Origin of the sequence: uncultured Microbulbifer sp., from assembly GCF_947489355.1 — a bacterium.
In the GTDB taxonomy this organism is placed as follows: domain Bacteria; phylum Pseudomonadota; class Gammaproteobacteria; order Pseudomonadales; family Cellvibrionaceae; genus Microbulbifer.
This window is the reverse complement of record NZ_CANLDD010000008.1, coordinates 45,696-67,650: the sequence shown is the minus strand read 5'-3', so window position 1 is coordinate 67,650 and position 21,955 is coordinate 45,696. Positions and strand designations below refer to the sequence as shown.

Sequence of the window (21,955 nt, the reverse complement as noted above, 5' to 3'; positions counted from 1 at the left end):
TTCAAGGGCACTCCCCGGCCGGTGGCGCCACCTCCCTGTGCCGCATTGATCCCACAACCTATTGGGTAACCGGATCAATAGTGGTGCTCGCCAATAGGGCCTGCAGCCCTATTTTTCCGCTTACTTCCCAGCGGGCCCAGCCCGCCACCTTTAATAGTAGGATGCGATGTCATCCACGATCGGCCCAAGGGCCCGATAGGCGTTGGAAATGTCCACACCATTTCTGCGCTCGCCACATGGTAGGCCGCCGCACTCGTTCCAGTCCGGATCGGAGAACCAGTCATACTGGGTGACATTGGCACCGTACCGCCAGGGATACGCCATGATGGTGGAAAACCGGTTGTCAACGCCGTGTCCCAGACCAAAGGAGTAAACCCCGCCGGTGCGATCCCCCTGTTTGGTGGAATGTGTCAGCCCCATATTGTGACCAAGCTCGTGCACGAAGGTGTTGTAACCGCAGTCGACACCGGTAACGCTGTAGGCGCGATCGCGGGCACTGGCATACATTCTGCCGTTCGCGCCCTGACCAACCCAGGCGATACCACAGGTAATATAGGTACTGCCATCAATGACCTGCTCCTCCGCCTTGCCCAGCATAACCACCATATCGGCGTTTTCCGATGCGCGCCAGTTAGTGACGGTTCTGTGGAAGGTAATCAAGTCCAGGGTATCTTCATTCACCCGCAGGTCCGAACTGGTGGCACGCCAGCTATCAACCAGGCGAAGCTGAATATCCACACCGTTTCTGCGAAATGAATTATTGGCGTAGCTGATGTAGCTATCGATTTTGGCAGAGATGTCACCGGTATGCTGCGCCGCTGGCGCGGTGTACATAATGGCAATATCAACCGTTTCCGCCGTTGCGGCGCCGGATACGGTCAATGCCGCAATGACCGCTGCCAGGCTTTTTTTCAAATGCATTATAAACTCCTATTATTATTACTTGTGCATACCCAAATCCCGGCAACTAACAGGGCGCTGTTGGTTGCCGGGCAGTATGTGTGCGATACACTTTTTCATACCCTAACTCGATTAAAAAAGCGTCCATGCCAATTAATCGCCTGTGAAGAGAAACTTCCGGTATTCGCAGGATTTACATCGGCCCCTCCCTTGCCCATGATCAATCCGGAGCCACTCACCCCGAACCAATTCTTGTCCTAGTCAAAATCATTCAGGGGTAAGTCCTGCTCATCAAATGACTTTTCCCGGGGCGCTTCGGATGACAGATCCTGATCATGTTTCTCCACATGATTTTGAATCAGGGCGCCGTTGGGGGCGATCCACGCATAGCCGTCCTGGGCTTCCAGCGTGTACGAACCCGAAGGTAAATTCAGTTGTGCGTACACGGTATCCTTCCCGAGGGTAAAGGTAGCCCCGTGCAGGCGGGTCAAGCCGGGAAAATTCATTTGCAGGCTTTTATTGCCGCTGGCATGCTCCTCAATACCACCCACCTGGGCATCATAACTGCCTTCCACACCCGGCAAAGTGATATCCAGGTAATCCCCGATCGCCAGGTTCCTTAAAATTGCCACGTCAATTTCCAGATAGGTTTCCCCATTCAGGTCAACCGGCAAGCGGCCGGTTTCCTGCAGCACCTGTTCTGCCAGTTCCGACTCTGTCCATAAACGCTTTTCGACATCTTCGACACTTTCTACAGGTTCGTCAGCAACGGTCATTACTGCTGTTTTTTCCGCAGATTCTTTTTCTGGCGGTATCATGCTCATAGGGGGCTTGGATGCGCGATGCTCCGCAGTGGACTTGTGGGTATCGGATTGACCTTTCGCCCAGAAGAAGTAACCCCCGGCCAGAAGGAGGGCTACGAGAGGAATTATTTTTCTCACAATCTTTTTCTCATAAAAATAACGCAAAATACGGCTAAGAGAACCAGCCACTGGCCCTTAACCAAAAACAGCGCTGTGTCAAGACTGAATCCGTCACAACAGCAAGCACCTACCACCAGGTCGAAAGGAAAGAATACCCCTCCCACCCTCTTAGTAATTGAGACGCTTAAGGGTAAATTTCACGCAAAAAAAATTTAGGGAATGTTTCACAGAAACTTCATAAAACGGCAATCCCGGAGTATTTCTCTCCGGTTTTGTGTGCTGTGGCACAAAGGAGGGAGGAGTACAATAGCCTTCAGGAAAACCGCCCGCGCACTGCCGGCGGCTCCTTTCTATGCTGTTTACCCCTCCCGTGGGTAGGATGGGAAATCGGGCAAGACACTCACAACGCCGGGGCTGCGCGGGGATAGCGGGAGTGCAGAAGGGATTCAAAAAAACCGCTGGCAAAACCGATGAGTATTATGCCCAAAAGCAGTAGCCACAACAGCCTATGGGTGCTGTTGTGCGGACTGGACTTTTCAACCTGTTCCAGTTTCTGGCCGCTGACCTCTGAAGTTGCAGCCGTACTAGCGGAAACAGGATCGGATATTTGCCCGTTCACCAGTGGGGCCAGGCCAAAGCCAAGTGCCTGCGTATTGACATAGTCCGTGAATTTTTCATTGTCCGTCGCAACATCATGCCGGTTCGCAAGCTCCGTATAGGTTTCCACCATCTTTGATACGGTTTGCGCATCCGCGGGCCAATAGCCCTTGCGCACCGCCTCCAGCATCCGCTCCAGCATCTGCGCCAGGGCCTCGGCATTGTGTGTCTCAAAAAACGCGCGCATCTCCATCTGGTATTTGTCATCCACATAGACTTCAAATATCTCCTGCCACTGGTCATCGCGGATGGTTTCCGGGGTCATCACCTCCCAGCCCCACATATTATTCACGCGATCGAGAATGGCCGTGGCACCAGCGTAGCCGGACGCCTGCATGGCCTCAATCCAACGGGGATGGAAGTAACGACTGCGCATTTCCTGGTTAACGAATTCCCCCAACGTCTGGGTTTTAACATTGTCCCTGCGGCGCAGGTTGGAGACATACATCTCCGGGGTTTTGCCATCCAGGTTACGTACCGCAAGCCCCATGCCACCAAAGTACTGGAAGGGATCGTCGTTGGTCATCATGGCGTAAAGGTTGGTGGAGCGCGAGAAAATTACCCCATCGGTGCCGGACAATACCTTGCCATACAGCGCAACATTGCGCGGGTCCTCACTCCAACGGGACTCATCCTTGCCGTAGGCAAAACCCATGCGGCGCAGATACAGGTCTGCCAGCTTGTCGTCCGTCTCCCAGCTATCGGAAGCCAGGCTGGCGCCATTCAGGCCGGTACCGTAATTGCCGCTCTCGTTGGAGAAGAGTCGCACCGAGGAAAGATAGCGAGCGTCGTCCTCGGAACTACCTTCTTGCAGTAACTGTTGCTGCAGGGCCTGGCTGTGGCGATAGACAAAGTTATTTTCTTCCTTCATCTGCGCCACCTTGTCGATGGCTTCTGCCAGCCACAACATCACGTTGGGGAAAGCATCACGGTAGAGACCGGTCGCGGAGATCACGACATCGATCCGGGGACGCTTAAGTTCCGAGTAGGGAATCACTTCGGTGCCGGTTACATTGCCCTGCTGGTTCCACTTGGGTTTGAGGCCCAACGCATGCAGTATCTGCGCTTCCAGTGCCCCCTGGTGACGCATGGTTTCCAATGACCAGAGGGAAAAGGCCAACTTATCCGGGAATCGGTCGTGCTTCTCACGATATAGGGCGATGGTTTGTTCCATGAGCTGCACACCGGCTTCGTAAGCTTCCCTGGAGGGTACCTTGGCCGGGTTGAATCCGATCAGGTTGCGCCCTGTGGGCACAGCCTGTGGATTGCGAATGGGGTCACCCCCATGGCTCACCGGAATATAATTGCCGTCGAGCGCAGACATCAGGTTTTGCAGCTCGGCGATATTGGCAAAGTTATCCGCATACGCCCGGCCTTGCTGCAGATGGTTTTGCAGCTCTTCGGACAAGCCAGGTAGCTTGCGCCCGGCCAGGTAGGCATCCAGTAGCTGGTAACCCGGCTGGGCTTCCAGGGCAACGACATTGCGCTTATCGCGTACCTGCTCCTGCGGTAGGCTCAACTTCTGCTCCGCTTCGTATTGCCCGGCAACCGAAATGAAATGCTCGCCCAGCATTTGTAACATGGTGCTGGTGAGATGCTCGGACTTGGGCAGCTGGCCGAAGCGGTGGATACCCAGTGGCTGGCTCATTTCTGCCAACTGGCCCAGGTGGTCCTGCAGACGGCTGAGCTGGCCATCGAAATCCGCCTGCAAAGTTTCAGTACTGATTTCGAGATCCTTGAGCATATTCAGCTTGTCTGCCTGGGCGACAATGCGCTCCCGGGTATTCAGCCGGGTCTGCCCCTCCTCCAAAATCAGGTAGTTGCCAATCAACTCGGAAAGCTCTGCCACTTCTGCATAGAGGCCCGCTTTGGCAAAGCCCGGTGTCAGATGGCTGATCATGGTGGCGCGGCCGCGGCGCTTGGCCTGCATGGCCTCGCCCACATTGTCGATAATATAGGGGTAGAACACCGGAATATTGCCCAGAGCCAGGTTGGGCGCATCGTACACCGACAGGCCGCGCTCCTTGCCGGTGAGCCACTCCTGGGAACCGTGGGTGCCCAGGTGAATATAGGCATCGGCTCCGAAAGTCTCGCGGGCATAGAGATAAACCGCCAGGTAAGCGTGGTTCACCGGGGTTTTCATATCGTGATAGAGCGATGAATGCTCCTTGGCATTATCCGCACGCACACCCTGGGGTAGTACTATCAGGTTGCCCAGCGTCATACGTGGGATCACAAACGCCCGCTCACCCATATGATCTGCCAGCATGGCATTGTCTTCCGGTTTGCCCCAGCGCGCCACAATGGGGTCGCGCACTGTGGCCGGCAGGGTATCGAACCAGTCGACATAGGTAGAAAGCGGCATCCAGTCCGCCAGACCTTGATCAATCAGTGCGGCACTATCTTCGCGTCGATAATAGGGGCGCAGCAATTGGCCGGCCCAGTCGATCAGGGTATTGGCATCCCGCTGCTCCACCTGATAGCCACGTTCCGCCATGGCCTTGGCAATTGATTCAATAGAGGAAGGTACATCGAGAAAGGCCGCACCAATATTCTTTTCCCCCGGGGGGTAGTTCCAAATAAAGGTAGCGACTTTTTTCTGGGTATTCGGTTTGTAACCCAACGAGGCATGACGCCAGGCGCGCTCCACCAGCGCATCCAGCTGATCTGCCATCACCACTTTGTTGCCACCTTCACTGGCGGCGATGATTACCGGGTCGATACTGCCGGTATCTTCAGGCATCACCAGGAAAAAAGGCGTTAATGATGGGGACACCCCGCTGTTATCGGCAAAGTAATCCGCTTCACTACCCTCTGTATAGTTCAGCGCATGTATAACCGGCACCCCCAGTTTCTCGAACTCGGTGCGGCGCTTACTCACATAGTGCAGGGCGCGGTAATTGATCATCAGATCGATACGAGTTTGCCCTGCCCCATCCTGCAATAGATCGGGGTAGGAAAGTGGCAAGTCCTCACCCTCGAAGAAAAACGCAAAGGCTTTCGCCCCTTTTTCTTCCAGACCATCCAGGATGGCATCAACTACCTGCTGCTGCTCGTAATCCACCACCGAACGGTGAATAGCCAAGGCAATGACCGGTTGCTGACCGGATGCCTGTAGCCACTTAAAGAAATCCTCTTCACTATCGGTGACCAGTTGCGGCAGGCTTGGATGATAAAAACCCACCTTGGGCACAATAATAGGCTCAACTACGGAAAGCGCAGAGAGGTCAAAGACTTCGGTGGAGAGAAACTGCATCAATTGCCGGTAGTTTTGGCGCCCGGCATTGTTGAAGTAGGCAGCGATGGCCTTGTGCTGCCTGGAAGACAGCCCCTGATTCATGGATTCGTTATCGGCATCCCCCAGGGAAATCACCGGCACTTTGGGATATTGCGCCAGCAATGGCTGGAATTCTCCAAACATAAACCGGGACAACGCCGGATTGATACCATCGAGCATCACCAGGCTTGAGGAGGCCCAGGCCTGCGCCATTTGTTTTTCACTCTTCCCCTTGCTGTTAAAAATTTCCAGGGTAAACGGCTGCTCTGCAGCCAAGTCAGAAAGCAAGTCTCCCTTGGCCTTGGCAGTGTGGCTGGACATCATCAGTAATACTTTGGGCCTATCACCGGCCTGTACCACCATTGTATAAAGAGCCAGCAGAACAATACCCGTCAAGCGCAAGCAATATTTTTTTTGCATGGCTATTTACCCCCGCCAGCGTTGTTTTTTGAGGACACTTCTTTTCCTTCCGGTACATACACCAGGCTGCCATCGGCCATCTGGTAGGCAACCCCCGCACGGGTCCCCTCGCCCGAGCCGATCTCTCCGTTGGACTTGTACTGCCTGATTTCCTCACCATCTTTTACGATGACTTCCATATTGGGCTCGCCGGCATTCTTGATTACCGTGACTTTTTCATTGGAAAAGACATTTAAAGGGTTTTGCGCGATGGCGATCAGGAGTGCAGCGATGATCACCAGGAAGACATCAATCAGGTTGACCGCGCTCAGAATCGGATTGAGTTCTTCATCTTCATCCAGAAAGCGCATCAGGCGGGCTCCTTCAACTTGCGGATATTGATTAGCTCGGCGGCAAACCAGCGCTTCTTCACCGAGGCGGGCCAGAAGGTGAGTGTGGCAATCACCAGGCCCCAGATCACTGCGGCAAAGGCAATGATCAGGTTATCGCTGATGCCCTGAATATTGCCATCGGCCAGGGCGCGCAGCGCCGGTCCCATGGGGATCATGGTGGCAATCAATCCCAGCATGGGGGCGAGGCGGGTGGCCATGCGCAGCGTTTCCAGTTTTTTCAGCGCGAATACTTCCAGTTCGTCTTCACAGGCCGCGGGGTGACGCACAAAGTAGTTGTGCACCTGGTACCCCGGCAGCCACTCCGCCCGCCCCTGCTTCAGCGCCAGTCGATAGGTCACGGCGTTGCGGCGGCGCAGTGCCCACAGGGCAACAAAGCGCCCCACGGCGTAGAGCGCATAGGCAAACAAGACCAGGATTATGAGCAGCACCGGGGTCATCAGCACATCGGCCACATTCGCCATCAGGTTTTCAATCGTTGCAATCATCACGGCAAGCCTCCCCGGCCCGGCTGTTTTCGTTCTGTACCAAAGGCCGCGAAAAGTACCTGAACAATCCGATAGCGTCAAATTTAATCTAATTAAAATTGATTATCATTTAGCTTTACATTATTCATCCAATCCCTATAATCCGCTTCCGGTCAAGCCGGCAACCAATCCGGTTGTCGGTTTGCTGCGGCACAGGGAGCTGCCGCTGCCGGTCACAGGCTGGCACGGGCCCCGAAACGCCCGCAATTCCTCGCAGTTGCGCCAGTTTTCGGGGGCGACCACCCAACAGGTCACAGAAGGGCTGTTGGTGGTCAGGCCGACACCGGGCCAATACGGTGGACACAGTACCGGCGCACCACCCAGGCCTGCTGGCATGCGCAAAAACAACGCAAGGACAACACCATGAAACTTCGCCCACTCGCAGCGGCCTTACTGGGCTTGGCTTCCTCCTCCCATCTCTACGCAGAGACTGTACCCGCCTCCTCCGCCGATGACCTGGAGCTGGTTGTTGTCAGCGGCCGCGCGGAAAAGCCGCTGAAAGACGTTACCGGCAGTATTTCCGTGGTCACCAGTGATGAAATCGAACAGCTGCAACTCAACGATATGAACCAGCTGTTCCAATACGAGCCGGGCGTCGATGTCACCGGCATGGTGGGCGGTGCGCAGAATATCCTGGTGCGCGGTATGGGCGGAGACCGCGTGCTGATCATCAAAGACGGCATGCGGGTCAATGAGGGCTACGGCGCAAATGGCCTGAACGATATTGTGGGGCGCGGCTTTATCGAGGTGGACACCCTGAAACAGGTGGAAGTGGCCAAGGGCGCCGCGTCCTCCCTGTACGGCTCCGATGCCCTGGCGGGCATTGTGGTCTTTGTGACCAAGGACGCCAGCGACTACCTGGAGGGTGGGGCGCAGTTCGGCGGGGCCCTTAAAACGGGCTACACCGGCATTACCCGCCAGGCACATCTCTCCCCCACCCTGGCCCACCGCGCGGGCAATTTTGAGCAACTGCTGCAGATGGCCTACCGCGATGGCGAGGAACAGCAAAATTACAACGAGACCCGGACGCCCTTCCAGATTGAATCCGACAGTCTGCTGTACAAGGCCAGGTACAATCTGGGTGGCGAGGATTTTATCGGCTTCAGCATCGAGCACTGGAAACAGGAAACCGAGGGTGGGCGCGCCAATGGCCTCCTGAGCAACTTCCGTCACTTAGCCAGTTTCGGCTACAACATCGTGGAAGAACAGACGGTTTCCAGCAAGGAAAACCGCGCGTATCAGCTGCGCTACCACAGCGAAACCCCCAGTGCCATCTACGACCAGTTGAACATCAGCCTGTACCGCAACGCGTCTGAACAGGAAGACGAACAGTACGCACGCCTGGATATCAATGCGCCCCGATTCGGCGTATTCGAAATCCGCGACATGTGGGAAACCGGTCTCTACCGCCAGGACACTCTCGGCCTGCTGTCCAATGCCAGCAAAGCCCTCAACGACACCCATACCCTGGGCTACGGCCTGGACCTGGAGCGCACCGAGAGCCGCCGCACGGTTCACCAGTACCGGGAAGTGGAAGCGACTACCACGCGGGATCTGAGCACGGATAAATTCCCGCAAAACACGGTAAGCCGTGCCGGCCTGTTCCTGAACGACGAGATAACCCTGGCCGCCGGCCGGCTCACGGTAACACCGGGACTCCGGTACGACTGGTACGAAATGGATCCCGAGGGTGCCCTGAAATCGGACGGCACCCCCTACACCACCATTGAGGAGAGCAATCTCTCCCTCAACCTGGGTGCCCTGTACAGAATCAATACGCACCTGTCCGCCTTTGCCCAGTACGGCCAGGGCTTCAGGGTACCGGCCTACGATCTGGCCTATATCGAACACGAGCAGCAGTTCTCGGACTACATTTACCAGATACTGCCCGCCGATGACCTGGCACCGGAAACCAGCGACACCTTCGAACTGGGCCTGCGCGGGCACTTGGGTCCCCTGGCCTTCAGCAGCGCCTTTTACTATACAAAATACGACGATTTCCTGCAGGCCGCCCTGGTCAACAGTGCGCGGATATTCGACGACGCAGGCAATTTCTCCCACGACCTGGAGCAGTACCAGTACCAGAATATCGAGTCCGTCACCATCAAGGGAGTGGAACTCGCTGCAAGCTGGCCTCTGTCCCCGGCCTTTGAATTGTTTGCCAATGCCAGCTACCAGCACGGTAAGGATGACGCCACCGGCGACTACCTCACCAGCATCAGCCCGCTCTCCGGGGTAGTCGGGGCCAGCTACAGCAGCGCGAGTCTCACCAGCCAGTTGCTGCTGCGCTGGGCAAACCGCATGCACCTGGTGAATGACAACGAGACGGAAACCGCCGGCTTCGGCACAGTGGACTGGGTACTGGGATACCAGCTGTTGGATCAGCTGTCCGTGAATCTGGCGGTCAACAACCTGTTCGACAAATACTATGTGCCCTACCTGAACGTTGCGGGTCGCGACGCGGTCCGCGATCTCTCGGTCAACGCCGCGCCGGGGCGCACCTTTTCCGCATCGCTCCGGTACGCGTTTTAATTTCCCCTCCCACGCTTCACCCAGTCTCTTTTGGCCGCCCCCGTGCGGTCTTTTTTATGCGGGAAAAAAGCCCCCAAAGCCCTATTGTGAGAGCCGGCAAACCCGGGGAAAACCCGCGCGCCCTGTGCCGGGGGCAGAGGCGGCACACAGCCCCATAAACAGATACAATACGCACAAAAAAGTCCAACAGAGAGGCAAATCACCATGCAGATTCTCCGCACACTGGCAGCCGCACTGGTTGCCACCGCCGCCATGGGAGCCCAGGCCACCACGCTGATACATAATGTTTCCGGGTACCAGACAACGGACCATGCCCTGGTCCGCTTCGATGCCCTGGCCTTTGACCGCGGCAGGGTGCTGGCCACCGGCGATTTCCAACAGCTCAAGCGGCAGTATCCCCAGGCGCAGAAAATCGATGCAGAGGGTAAAACCCTGTTGCCCGGGCTGATCGACGCCCACGGACATATGCTGGGGCTCGGCCAGTTGAACCGGATGCTGGATTTGCGCGACCAATCCCTCGACAGCGCACGGGTATCCATCAAGCAGTATGCCAAACAGCTGGCGCCCGGCGAGTGGTTGCTCGGGCGCGGCTGGAACCAGGTCACCTGGCCCGGCAAACAATTTCCCACCCGCGCACAACTGGATACCCTGGACATCGACCAGCCCATCTGGCTGCGGCGCGTGGACGGCCACGCGGGCTGGGCCAACTCCAAAGCGCTGCGCCTCGCCGGTATCGACCGGCACACCGCAGCCCCCGAGGGCGGGGAAATCCTGCGCGACGCCAAGGGCGAGCCCACCGGCATACTGATCGACAATGCCATGGGTCTGTTGCAGCGGGCGATCCCCAAGCCCACCCTGGCCCAGGATAAAAAATCCCTGCAGGATGCCTTTGCGCAGGCGCTGGCTTTGGGGCTGACCAGTGTGCACGATGCCGGAATCAACGAACAGACCCTGCGGGCCTACCGCGAACTCGCACAGGAAAACGCGATCCCCCTGCGGATGTACCCGATGCTTTCGGTAAACAGCCACAACTACGCCAAACATCTGCGCGCGGGGCATATCGGCAGTCCCTCCGAGCGGCTCTATATGCGCAGTATCAAACTGTCCGCCGATGGCGCTCTCGGCAGCCGCGGCGCCGCACTGCTCGAACCCTACCACGACCGCCCGCAGGAGAAAGGGCTGTTGCTCTACCCGGAAACGAAGATGCTGTCGCTGCTAAAACTCGCCAGCGATAACCAATTTCAGGTCAATGTGCATGCCATTGGCGACCGCGCCAATCATATCGTGCTGAATCACCTGGAAACCCTGCACAAGGCCAGCAGCCAGAAAGACCACCGCCACCGCGTAGAGCATGCCCAGGTCCTCCAAGTGAAGGATATCCCCCGCTTCCAGCGTCTCAACCTGATCGCCTCCATGCAGCCCACACACGCCACCAGCGATAAAAATATGGCCGGCGCGCGCCTCGGCGAAGCGCGCCTGACCGGCGCCTATGCCTGGCAGACCCTGCTGAAACAGGGCACCCCCATTGCCGCCGGCTCGGATTTCCCGGTGGAGCCGGCCAACCCGCTCTTCGGCCTGCACGCCGCAGTCACCCGCCGCGACCGCCAGGGTACACCCGCGCGGGGCTGGCGCGCAGCGGAAGCCATGACTCTTGAACAGGCCCTGCGCGCTTTCACCCTGGACGCCGCCTATGCAAGCCACCAGGAAACGGTGATCGGCAACCTCACGCCGGGTAAATTTGCTGACTTTATCCTGTTGGACCGGGATATTTTTGCCATAGACCCACAGGCAATCTGGCGCGCGCAGGTGCTGGAAACCTGGGTGGAAGGGGAACAGGTCTACACCAGGGACCACTGAGATCGCACCGTTTGTGATACGGCGACCGCACAGACCCGCAACCGGGCAGCAATGCAGAAAAGAGGGGAAAGGAAATCCAGGGTGGGAGTAAAAAACATCCGGTCAAAAATAATTTGCGGCCGAATTCATTTCGACCGCTCCCTCTTTAAGCTGACTGGCTCTACTCCCGCTGTCACCTCGCTGAAATCATCCAGACCAGTGGTCACCCGCTGTGGGCGTATTTCCGGGTTAGTCCAGTCTCCGTTACGGCCCGCTTTTTATTGGGCTTTGCTCCGCAAAGCACGCCTCGGCACTCAAATAATAGTCTCGCGACACCCCTAATCCAAATCCCTTCAATCCGCCGGTACAGGCGGCGGCGAACAATCCCCCTGCCCGGCTCGTATTTTGTACTCCAACAGGCCCCGGATTGAGCACAATTTGTTGCTGCCATGGCCCCACCCTACACTGGCTGCGACATTGTTCGGCCCTATCCGCCGACACCATCACCCTCCACCAACCTATGACAGAGGTGTCTATGCGACGCAAAGCCATCAAACATCTCAGCCTGGCCGCGGTATTGGCTGCGGGCCTCGGGGGCCAGGGCTGTGCCAATATGAGCGATACGGACCGCCGTATCGGTACCGGGGTCGGCATCGGTGCCGTATCAGGGGCACTGATCAGTGGCGGACGCCCCGGTGGCACCGCCGCAGGTGCTGTGATCGGTGCCGGTGCCGGCTACCTCTACGACCGGGAGAGAAAGCGCAGGGATCACTACCGCTATCGCGGCCGTTACTATCGCTATTAGGTTGAGGCAGCCGGAGTCCGGGGCGGCACCCTGTGCGCGTCGGACTCCACTGGGCGGGCGGCAGCATCGCAGATGCTGAACCCCGCAAGCCAGGGTATCAGGTGCGCGGCAGGGTAACGCCGCGCTGGCCCTGGTACTTGCCGCCGCGGTCCGCGTAGGACACGTCACACACCTCGTCGGACTCGAAAAACAGCATCTGCGCCACACCCTCGTTGGCGTAGATCTTGGCCGGCAGATTGGTGGTGTTGGAAAATTCCAGCGTGACATGGCCTTCCCACTCCGGCTCCAGCGGGGTCACATTGACGATGATACCGCAGCGTGCATAGGTGGACTTGCCCAGGCAGATGGTGAGCACCGAGCGCGGGATACGAAAATATTCCACCGTGCGTGCCAGCGCGAAAGAATTCGGCGGGATCACGCAGTAGTCCCCTTCCACATCCACAAAACTGTTTTCGTCAAAGGTCTTCGGGTCCACCGTGGCGGAGTGCACATTGGTAAAGATTTTGAACTCGCCGGCACAGCGCACATCGTAACCGTAACTGGAAGTGCCATAGGAGATCAGCCGCTCGCCCGCTTTGCCATGGCGCACCTGGCCCCGCTCAAAAGGCTCGATCATGCCGTACTGCGCGGCCATCCGGCGAATCCACTTGTCGGACTTGATACTCACTGCACCCCCTTGAATAGAATGATCCGAAATCGGTAAAAGAAGGCGGAATCATAGCGGGTTTGCACTGGGCACAAAAGTGGCGATCCTCCCTGTCGACACTTGCGGCCAGTAGCCAGGTACTGTATAAATTCACAGTATCACTGTATAAAAATACAAACCACCCCCTGATCGAGCCGGGGGTCGGGATTGGGGGAGGGAGACTTGGGCAGCACGATAAATCTACAGCAGGACCGCGACCCGGACAAGCGGCCGGAATACCGGCGCATTGACACAGCCAGCCCGCCGACCGCCGGGGGGCGCGAATGCTCCGGCATCCCGACCGGCTACGCCAGCCTGGATGCCCTGCTGCCACAGCGCGGCTGGCCCCGCGGCGCCAGCACCGAACTGCTGCCCAAGGGAGCCGGGATTGGTGAATTCTCCCTGCTGCTGCCCACCCTCGCCAGGCTCACCCGGTGCGGCGGGCAGGTACTGCTGGTCAACCCGCCCTGGGCCCCCTTTGCCCCCGCCCTCGCCCGCAGCGGCATTGCGCTGGACAAACTGTGGCTCGTGCATCCCCGCGGGCCGCAAAACACCCGCTGGGCGATCGAGCAATCCCTCTGCTCCGGCAGTTGCGCGGCCCTGGTCAGCTGGCAGGGCCACCACACCTTCACGAACAAACACCTGCAGCGCCTGCAACTGGCCGCCCAGAGGGGAAACTGTCTGCACTTTCATTTTCGCCCCCACACCGAATCCCTCAGCCCCTCCCCCGCCAGCCTGCGCCTGCAATTGCACAGCAATGGCGCGCAGCTGGTGCTGGAACGGCTGCAACAGCCCGGTGGTGCCAGTGGCCGGCGCCTGTCTTTGGCCCGCGCAGCCTACCCGGCGCACTGCGCCCAGCCCCTGCACTGAGCCGGGCAAAACGCGGACGCTGCCATGCTCTGGCTCTGCATTCAATTGCCCACACTGCCCCTGGAAGTCCTCACCCGAACCCTCAAAGCAGGTAAACAGACCGGGGCCCTGGGGGTGGTTGAACAGCAGCGGATTGTTGCCCGCAACCGCCCCGCCGCAGAGCGCGGTGTGGCGGTCGGGCTCAGTAGCGCCACGGCGCGCGCGCGCAATAGGGGTCTTCATCTGCTGCAACGGGACCGGGCACAGGAGCAACAGCAGTTGGCGCAACTGGCCCGCTGGAGCTACCGCTTTACCCCGCTGGTCTCCGCCCAGGCCGCAGGCCCGATACGGGACGGGGACAGCCGCCCGGCCTGCCTGCTGTTGGAATTGAGCGGCAGCCTGAAGACCAACGGCGGGCTCAGGGCCCTGCTGGATCAGGTGCAACAGACACTGGCGCAGATGAGCCTCAGCGGGTTTATGGGCCTCGGCCAGAGCCCCAGTGCCGCACGCCTGCTCAGCCAGTTGCCGGCGCACCGGCGTTGGCTGGCGCAAGCCCATACCGTCCCCAGCCCACAGCAGTGGCAACAGTGGATCGGTACTGCCCCGAGCAAACTGCTCGACTGCGACCATCACACCATTACCCAACTCTATGCCTGTGGCATCAGGCAGGTGCGTCAGTTACGCACCATGCCCCTGTCCGAGGTGACTTCCCGCTTTGGCCGCTCTTTTGTGGAGTATTTCACCCGCTTGAATGGCAGCCGGCAGGACCCGGTCTCCAGCGACCACCCCCCCGCCCAATACCCTACCGCGCTGTATTTTCGCAGGCCCCCGGAACACAGTGAGCCGTTGCAGTTTCCCGCCAACCACCTGCTCAGGGCACTCTACCAGCAGCTGCAGCGCCGCCAGTGCTATCCCCGCCAGCTGCACTGGCAACGGGATTTTGGCCGGGGCAGAAGTCACAGCTACACCGGGGCAGTCTCCCGCGCTCCGCTGGCGTCCCAACGCCTGCTGGCATTGACCAGACGGCAACGGGAACAAGCAGCGCCTGAGCCCGTGCGGACACTGCGTTTGACGTGCAGCCAGCCAGAGCCCCCGGCCGAGGAAAAACCCGCAGAGGCACTGTTTAACCAGGGCAGCCAGGCGCTACTCAACAAGCTCAAAGCCCGCCTGGGCCACCAGGCCCTGTCCACCATTGCCCTGACGGGAAGTGGCTTGCCTGAGCAGACCTGGCAGCGCGCCGGTATCTCATCCCTGCCAGGCAATGGTGCGCAAAAGTGCCCACCGCCCCCGCCTTGTCACCCTCCCCGCCCCAACTGGCTGCTGCCCCGCCCCAGCCCATTACCACACCGCGGTCACAAGCTGTTTTACCGCGGAGAATTGCAACTGCTGCAGGGCCCAGAAAAAATCGACGGTTACTGGTGGCAACACGGCCATCACAGCCGGGACTATTATATGGCGAGAGACAAGGACGGTGGGCTCTACTGGGTGTTTCAGGATCTGACTTCCAGGGCGTGGTTTTTACAGGGAATTTTTTCTTGACTTTGCGGTTTAAAGACTGATTCTTGTACTCACGGTATCATGCCAACACGCGCACTCAATCTTCAAATTTGGGGAAATCGTTGTTTTTTCCAGTTCTGGAGCCTGCTTATTAGTTTCACTTCGCTTCTCTACACTCATCCAATGGACTCTCCCTGCAAATCCATCACCTTTCACAAACCCTAATCGGTAACCTCATCATTAGAAATGACACCCATACCATCCACGCCGCGCACCTTGAGCTGACAAACCAGCCTCACAGCGTTTCCTTGGCCAGAGTCTTTCCAAATATTCAGAGTATGGATACCCGCAAAGGACTGGTACGGCATCGGTTTGCGCTTACTTATGGAATAGCCATGCACCAACCGGCTTTCCATCCCATCCTGCATCAAATTTCTGAGCAATACGAAAACCAGTGAACCACTATGCCCTTAAACCGTCCAGATGAGGGGAGGAAAGAGGTAAGACAACCGCCTGGCGGGTTCATTCATTGCTTATAATAGCCGGCTAATGCCCCATACAGAAATGTATTCATGCCATCATTTGCAGGGCCATCTGGTGCCCCATTTCCCAACCGGACTGTCACTCCCCCAAATCCATCAATTACCACAGAACCCGCCACCCCAAATAAATGACCTGATTGAATATATACAGACAAAGCCTGTTTATTCGGACGATATTCAAACACGCCGTACCCAAAGCAGCTTTCTAAGTGCCCAATTTCACAATTTTTGACGGGAAATCCAGACAGCAAATTCAACGGCTTCCGCGACAGCATAATGCGCACCTCATCAGCAAGTGCAGATGCACTTCCACTCAATCCGGCTGATGAGGCTAAGGCATAAAAATCAAAACTTGCAGTATACTCTCTCCCGAAGAAATCACTGTTGCGAAAGTCATATTCTACCTCATCGGGATAATACTCATCCTCAACAAAAAGTATCCGTTTTTTTTCTATCGCATAGCTATCCGATACCAGATCTTTATAGGTCTGCCCCGACACACGCTCCAGTACAACACCAAGAAAACAGTACCCCAAGTTTGAATAGGCAAAGCCTGCGCCCGGTAAAAAATCCAATGTAAGGTTATTCAACTTCTCGGGCTGGTAGGGACACCATGGCTTTCGCCAAGGGGAAAACATTGGATCGCCACCCTTTCTGCGGTCAAAACCCGCTGAGTGCGTAAGGAGGTGCTGCACCTTGATCTGTGCAATCCGCAGATCCTGCGCCCCACTCAGTGCAGGGAGAAACTTCATCAAAGTATCATCCAATGTCAGTCTCTCATTATTAACGAGCGCCAGCACACTATCTACCACAAATAATTTGGACATACTTGCATAGCGAAAACGAGTGTCTTTATTTACCCTAGGTGAGAATAGTAGTGCGCCCTGCCAGCCACTTTCACAGTGATGCACAGCGCCTTTGGGAGAGATATAAGCAAGCTGATTGGCAAGTGCCCACTCCTCAAAAATTGCATGCTTCAAAGCTTCATACATCCACTCTGGCGCCGTCTCTGAGCAGGTAATCGTAAAATAAGCTGCTGCGGACTCTACCGGGTAGAAAGCTCTCTTGACTTCAAGTCGGTGCGCTACCCATAAATGCGTAGACAAACCCGCAAAAACCACTATCAAACCATACAGTAAGCTTCTTTTTAACACTTCCATCCCACCATGGCGCCCCAAAAAGAAGGGCACCATAGGTGCCCTTCATTAGATGCTGGCAGCAGTATTAATATTCGATACTACAGATCCTCAGCACTTATAACTTAAGAGGGGGTTGGAGTTTCCTCCGCTGCGGCAGCACCACAGCTTGCGGGGCGGTAGTCCGGATCTACATTGGTGCTGCAGCTCCAAACTCCTTTGGCGTCACGGCTCCAGACCAGATTTTTACTACTTAAAGCAGTTGCTGCTTGCTGGCCAAAATTTGCCGTAATACTGGCTATACCAGAGCCAGCCATTGCTATTTTTAATCCCTCTACGTTAGTAGTCCGGCTGGATTCACCATCACCGAGTAACAGATTGCTTTCGGTCCAACCAAGCGCACAACCGGCCTCAGTGACAATCCCCTCCAGTAAACAGGTTTCAATCGCTGTTTTCAAAGCTGCCGTCTCCTGCATAACACGGCTAACCTGGGACTTAGCCACATAATTTTGGTACTGCGGGATGGCCACCGCGGCGAGAATACCGATAATCGCCACCACAATCATCAATTCAATAAGAGTAAAACCCTGTTGCTTTTTCATTGTAACCGTCTCCATACAAACTTGTTTTTAAGGTGAATCCCGTGAGGAAATCACAAAACAAGATACAAGTATTGTGCCAATTTCCGCAAGCAAAACCGGCGGGCCTGTGGCATAAATGGGATCTGTATCACTTACCTTGTTTTCCACCTTTTCCCGGTCGGTACAAGCTGACCAAAACCATCAGTCGGTGACAAGATTTGTCACTATTAAGCAAGTAGCGCTGAATTTTTGCCGGAAAATTCATTCGGGTTGATTTGGCTGGCAGGGATTCTTTCGCTATATTGGTCCCGAACCCTGGCGTTCCCGCACGGCAGTGATAGGAAAAAGCAGTGTGCTTTATGCTAGGGGTTCAGTAACTGTATGCGGCGGTGTATTCCATGACAGCTCCTTCTCTTAGCGGCCTGGCCAAGCGCCTGGTGGCAGACCAGGTTCTCGACGCAACCACGGCCACTGCCGCGACCCAGGCGGCGCGGCGGGAAAACCAGACCTTTGCCCAACATGCGGTGGAGGCCAAACTGGTCAAGGCCCGCGAACTGGCCGGGATTGCCGCCCGGGCCTTTGGCACGCCCCTGTTCGAGCTTGGCAGCTACAACTTCGAGCTGATCCCCAGGGAGATCGTCGATGAAAAACTCATCGCCAAGCACTTTGCGCTGCCCCTGCACCAGCGCGGCAACCGCCTGTTCGTGGCCGTGGCAGACCCCACCAACCTGGCGGGGCTGGATGAGATCAACTTCAATACCGGCCTCAGTACCGACGCGGTGCTGGTGGAGGCGGACAAGCTGGCGAAAGCCATCGAGAGTTACCTGTCCCATAGCGACGATATGGGTGCGGGCCTGGAAGGCATGGACGACGAGGAGCTGGAAGCCCTGGAGGTGGGCAACGACGAACCGGCGCGGGACGACGAGGCCCCCGGTGGTGATGAAGCCCCCGTGGTGCGCTTTGTGAACAAAGTGCTTCTCGATGCGATCCGCAGCGGGGCCTCGGATATTCACTTCGAGCCCTACGAAAAAACCTACCGGGTCCGCTTCCGCACCGATGGCGTACTGCACGAAGTGGCCAAACCCCCCATCCAATTGGCGCCCCGCCTCTCCGCGCGCCTGAAGGTGATGTCGAAAATGGATATCTCCGAGCGGCGTGTCCCCCAGGATGGGCGCATCAAGATGAAGCTGTCGAAAACCAAGGCCATCGATTTCCGCGTCAACAGCCTGCCCACCCTGTGGGGGGAAAAAATCGTGCTGCGGATTCTGGACCCCTCTTCCGCCCAACTGGGTATTGATGCCCTGGGCTATGAAGAGGATCAAAAGCAACTGTATATGGATGCCCTGGCCCAGCCCCAGGGCATGATTCTGGTGACCGGCCCCACGGGTTCCGGCAAGACCGTGTCCCTCTATACCGGGCTCAATATTCTCAACACCCCGGAGCGCAATATCTCCACGGCGGAAGACCCGGTGGAAATCAACCTGGAAGGGGTCAACCAGGTAAATGTCGCCGCCAAGGTGGGGCTGGACTTTGCCGAAGCCCTGCGCTCCTTTTTGCGCCAGGACCCGGATATCGTGATGGTGGGGGAGATCCGCGATCTGGAAACCGCCGAGATCGCCATCAAGGCTGCGCAGACCGGGCACCTGGTGCTGTCCACCCTGCACACCAATTCGGCCCCGGAAACCCTCACACGCCTGATGAATATGGGCGTGCCCACCTTTAACATCGCCACCTCGGTGAGTGTGATTATCGCCCAGCGATTGGCGCGGCGGCTATGTAAAGAGTGCAAGAAACCGGTCACACTACCCGGTGAGGTGCTGGCAGAGGAGGGCTTTTCCGCGGTGACCACTCCCAAGAACACCTGGACCCTCTTCCAGCCGGTGGGTTGCGAACACTGCTCCAAAGGCTACAAGGGTCGCGTGGGCGTGTATGAAGTGGTTCGCATTACCGATGGCATCTCCAGAATTATAATGGAGGGCGGCAACTCGATTCAGATTGCCGATCAGGCCCGCGAGGAGGGCTTCAACAATCTGAGGACCTCGGCTTTACGCAAGGTGGCGATGGGGATTACCAGCCTGGAGGAGGCCAACCGGGTGACCAAGGATTAAACTATACCCCCCCGATTGCGCCTTCTGCCGCACAAAGGGCTGGATACGTTACCGTAAAAAGCCGGATGCCCTGGTCACCGGCGCCAGGCGAGCAATCCTACACCGCACAGTTGTGCCGGAATTTTGATTGCCACACTCAAATAAAAAGCAGGAAGAACATTTATGGCCAATGCCACAGCGGTCGCCTACCTCTATAAAGGCATGGATAGCAAGGGGGCCAGAGTCCAGGGGGAGATCAGCGGTACCAGCCCGGCGCTGGTCAAGGCGCAATTGCGCAAGCAGGGCATTATTGCCAACCGTGTGCACAAAAAACCCCAACCGTGGTTTGGCGGCGGCAAGAAAAAAGTCAGGCCCGCGGATATCGCTCTGTTTACCCGCCAGTTGGCCACCATGATGAAAGCGGGGGTACCCTTGGTACAGAGCTTTGAGATCGTCGCCGATGGCCTGGATAACCAGGGCTTGAAAGAGCTGATCTTTAAAATTCGAGACGATGTGGCCTCGGGCACCGCCTTTGCCGATGCACTCCGTAAACACCCACTTCAATTTGACAACCTATTTTGCAATCTTGTCGCTTCTGGTGAGCAGTCCGGCGCTCTGGAAACAATGCTGGATCGCATCGCCACCTATAAAGAAAAGACTGAGTCTTTGAAAGCAAAAATCAAAAAGGCAATGACCTACCCCATTGCTGTTATTCTGGTAGCAATTATTGTCACTTCAATTCTATTAATCAAAGTAGTCCCACAATTTGCCGATACCTTTTCTGGTTTTGGTGCCGACCTTCCCGCCTTTACCCTTTTAGTCGTAAGCTTATCCGAGTGGATGCAAGCAAACTGGTTCTTTGCTTTACTTGTGGCGGTTGGTCTTATAGGTGGCTTAATTGAAGCCAAAAAACGCAACAAGCGCATCGCAGAAGCTTTTGACAGGCTTGTGCTCAAGCTGCCCATATTAGGCAATATCACTTATAACTCTATTGCCGCTCGGTTTGCCCGTACCCTGTCAACTACATTTGCCGCCGGTGTCCCTCTGATTGATGCGCTTAAGTCCGTTGCTGGAGCAACGGGAAATTCTATTTATGAAGAAGCAACGCTTAAAATCAGGGATTCTGTTGCCACTGGTATTCCTCTCAACATTGCCATGCGCGAGTCTGGGCTTTACCCAGTTATGCTAGTTCAGATGACAGCGATCGGTGAAGAGTCTGGCGCTCTAGACGAAATGCTTTCTAAAGCCGCTGACTTTTATGAAGAAGCCGTAGACAATTTGATTGACAACCTCACCACCCTCCTTGAACCTATGATCATGGCGGTTCTTGGCGTCCTGGTCGGTGGTCTAATGATTGCTATGTACCTACCAATTTTCAATCTTGGAAATGTAATTTAAGGATAGATAGGTAACACACCTTGGTTAATAATATAGCACTGCTCCTAAGCGGGGCTTTCCTTTTGGGCCTGCTGATCGGCAGTTTTCTCAATGTGGTGATTCTCCGTTTGCCCGTGATGATGGAGCGGGACTACAAGCGGGAATGTTACCGCTACTTTGATATCCAGTTGAATACTGCGGAGCAGAAAGCCCTCACTACCCCGTTCAACCTGATGCGCCCCCACTCCTGCTGCCCCCACTGCCGCGCAGAAATAAAACCCTGGCAGAACATTCCGGTGATCAGCTATCTGTTCCTGCGCGGCCGGTGCGGCGCCTGCGGTGCCGCCATCGCCGGGCGCTATCCTCTGGTAGAACTGATCACCGGAGTTCTGACCGCTGTTGTGGTCTGGCAGCTGGGCTTTACCTGGCAGGCGCTGGCAGGCTGTGGGTTGACCTGGGCCCTGGTGGCCCTGACCGGGATCGACTTCGACAAGCAGTTGTTGCCGGACAGTATCACCCTGCCGCTGCTGTGGGCGGGGCTGCTGGTCAATCTCCAGGGCCTGTTTGTGCCTTTGGAGGATGCGGTGATCGGGGCTGCAGCGGGCTACGGGTGCCTGTGGCTGGTTTTCCATGGCTTCAAGCTGGCCACCGGCAAGGAGGGCATGGGCGCCGGGGATTTCAAGATTCTAGCCGCCATCGGGGCCTGGTTTGGCTGGCAGATGCTGCCCATGGTGATCCTGCTCTCGGCGGCGGTGGGTGCTGTGGCCGGGATCACCTGGAGCCTGGTGGCGGGGCGCGACCGCAACCTGCCCATTGCCTTTGGCCCCTACCTGGCGGGCGCCGGCTGGATGGCCATGCTGTGGGGGGACCAGATCCTGCGCTGGTACCTGAACTTTGCCGGCCTCGGCCGCTGATGCCGTTGGGCAGGCCCGGCA

The 21,955-nt window shown here is 56.9% G+C and carries 16 protein-coding genes; 8 read left to right on the top strand and 8 right to left on the bottom strand.

Annotation, left to right across the window (positions count from 1 at the left end; translation table 11 throughout):
- Positions 1-150: 150 nt before the first annotated feature.
- The 5 genes from Q1A48_RS05790 to Q1A48_RS05770 all read right to left on the bottom strand — a co-directional run bounded on the left by Q1A48_RS05790 (position 151) and on the right by Q1A48_RS05770 (position 7,054).
- A complete protein-coding gene (locus Q1A48_RS05790) occupies positions 151-921 on the bottom strand; it encodes a zinc-dependent metalloprotease family protein (RefSeq protein ID WP_299942359.1) in 771 nt (256 codons plus the stop codon).
- A gap of 236 nt (positions 922-1,157) precedes the next feature.
- The gene (locus tag Q1A48_RS05785) at positions 1,158-1,841 is read right to left on the bottom strand and encodes a hypothetical protein (protein WP_299942357.1); all 684 of its coding nucleotides are present in this window, start codon (positions 1,839-1,841) and stop codon (positions 1,158-1,160) included.
- A 382-nt stretch (positions 1,842-2,223) separates the two neighbouring features.
- Positions 2,224-6,177: a cobaltochelatase subunit CobN gene (cobN, locus tag Q1A48_RS05780; RefSeq protein WP_299942355.1), complete on the bottom strand. Its 3,954-nt coding sequence runs from the start codon at positions 6,175-6,177 to the stop codon at positions 2,224-2,226.
- A gap of 2 nt (positions 6,178-6,179) precedes the next feature.
- Positions 6,180-6,527, bottom strand: a complete 348-nt coding sequence (locus Q1A48_RS05775; protein ID WP_299942353.1) for a DUF2149 domain-containing protein — start codon at positions 6,525-6,527, stop codon at positions 6,180-6,182.
- Complete coding sequence (locus Q1A48_RS05770; protein ID WP_299942351.1) at positions 6,527-7,054, bottom strand: MotA/TolQ/ExbB proton channel family protein; 528 nt, start codon at positions 7,052-7,054, stop codon at positions 6,527-6,529. Before Q1A48_RS05770 ends, Q1A48_RS05775 begins: the two co-directional genes overlap by 1 nt.
- A 402-nt stretch (positions 7,055-7,456) precedes the next feature.
- Between Q1A48_RS05770 and Q1A48_RS05765 the strand changes: the two genes are divergently transcribed.
- The 3 genes from Q1A48_RS05765 to Q1A48_RS05755 all read left to right on the top strand — a co-directional run bounded on the left by Q1A48_RS05765 (position 7,457) and on the right by Q1A48_RS05755 (position 12,266).
- Positions 7,457-9,625 (top strand): TonB-dependent hemoglobin/transferrin/lactoferrin family receptor, encoded by a 2,169-nt coding sequence (locus tag Q1A48_RS05765; RefSeq protein ID WP_299942349.1) that lies wholly within the window; start codon positions 7,457-7,459, stop codon positions 9,623-9,625.
- Between the two features lie 204 nt (positions 9,626-9,829).
- Positions 9,830-11,482, top strand: coding sequence for an amidohydrolase (locus Q1A48_RS05760; RefSeq protein WP_299942346.1), 1,653 nt, complete (start codon positions 9,830-9,832; stop codon positions 11,480-11,482).
- A gap of 514 nt (positions 11,483-11,996) precedes the next feature.
- Positions 11,997-12,266, top strand: coding sequence for a hypothetical protein (locus Q1A48_RS05755; RefSeq protein ID WP_299942344.1), 270 nt, complete (start codon positions 11,997-11,999; stop codon positions 12,264-12,266).
- A gap of 97 nt (positions 12,267-12,363) precedes the next feature.
- Here Q1A48_RS05755 and dcd read toward each other — a convergent pair whose 3' ends face one another.
- A complete protein-coding gene (gene dcd / locus Q1A48_RS05750; RefSeq protein WP_299942342.1) occupies positions 12,364-12,933 on the bottom strand; it encodes a dCTP deaminase in 570 nt (189 codons plus the stop codon).
- 201 nt (positions 12,934-13,134) lie between these two features.
- Between dcd and imuA the strand changes: the two genes are divergently transcribed.
- Together imuA and Q1A48_RS05740 are read left to right on the top strand one after the other, a co-directional pair.
- Positions 13,135-13,821, top strand: a complete 687-nt coding sequence (gene imuA, locus Q1A48_RS05745; RefSeq protein ID WP_299942340.1) for a translesion DNA synthesis-associated protein ImuA — start codon at positions 13,135-13,137, stop codon at positions 13,819-13,821.
- A 24-nt stretch (positions 13,822-13,845) separates the two neighbouring features.
- Positions 13,846-15,339: a DNA polymerase Y family protein gene (locus Q1A48_RS05740; protein ID WP_299942339.1), complete on the top strand. Its 1,494-nt coding sequence runs from the start codon at positions 13,846-13,848 to the stop codon at positions 15,337-15,339.
- A gap of 484 nt (positions 15,340-15,823) precedes the next feature.
- On the opposite strand, the gene Q1A48_RS05735 is transcribed toward Q1A48_RS05740, so the two are convergent.
- Complete coding sequence (locus tag Q1A48_RS05735) at positions 15,824-16,999, bottom strand: serine hydrolase domain-containing protein (protein WP_299942337.1); 1,176 nt, start codon at positions 16,997-16,999, stop codon at positions 15,824-15,826.
- A 101-nt stretch (positions 17,000-17,100) separates the two neighbouring features.
- Positions 17,101-17,577, bottom strand: a complete 477-nt coding sequence (locus tag Q1A48_RS05730; RefSeq protein ID WP_299942335.1) for a pilin — start codon at positions 17,575-17,577, stop codon at positions 17,101-17,103.
- A gap of 377 nt (positions 17,578-17,954) precedes the next feature.
- On the opposite strand from Q1A48_RS05730, the gene pilB reads away from it, so the two are divergent.
- The 3 genes from pilB (at position 17,955) to Q1A48_RS05715 (ending at position 21,934) form a co-directional block, all read left to right on the top strand.
- Complete coding sequence (gene pilB, locus Q1A48_RS05725; RefSeq protein WP_299942333.1) at positions 17,955-19,664, top strand: type IV-A pilus assembly ATPase PilB; 1,710 nt, start codon at positions 17,955-17,957, stop codon at positions 19,662-19,664.
- 162 nt (positions 19,665-19,826) lie between these two features.
- Positions 19,827-21,041: a type II secretion system F family protein gene (locus tag Q1A48_RS05720; protein WP_299942331.1), complete on the top strand. Its 1,215-nt coding sequence runs from the start codon at positions 19,827-19,829 to the stop codon at positions 21,039-21,041.
- A 20-nt stretch (positions 21,042-21,061) separates the two neighbouring features.
- Entirely contained in the window at positions 21,062-21,934 is an 873-nt protein-coding gene (locus Q1A48_RS05715) for an A24 family peptidase (protein WP_299942329.1), read from the top strand.
- Positions 21,935-21,955 lie beyond the last annotated feature (21 nt).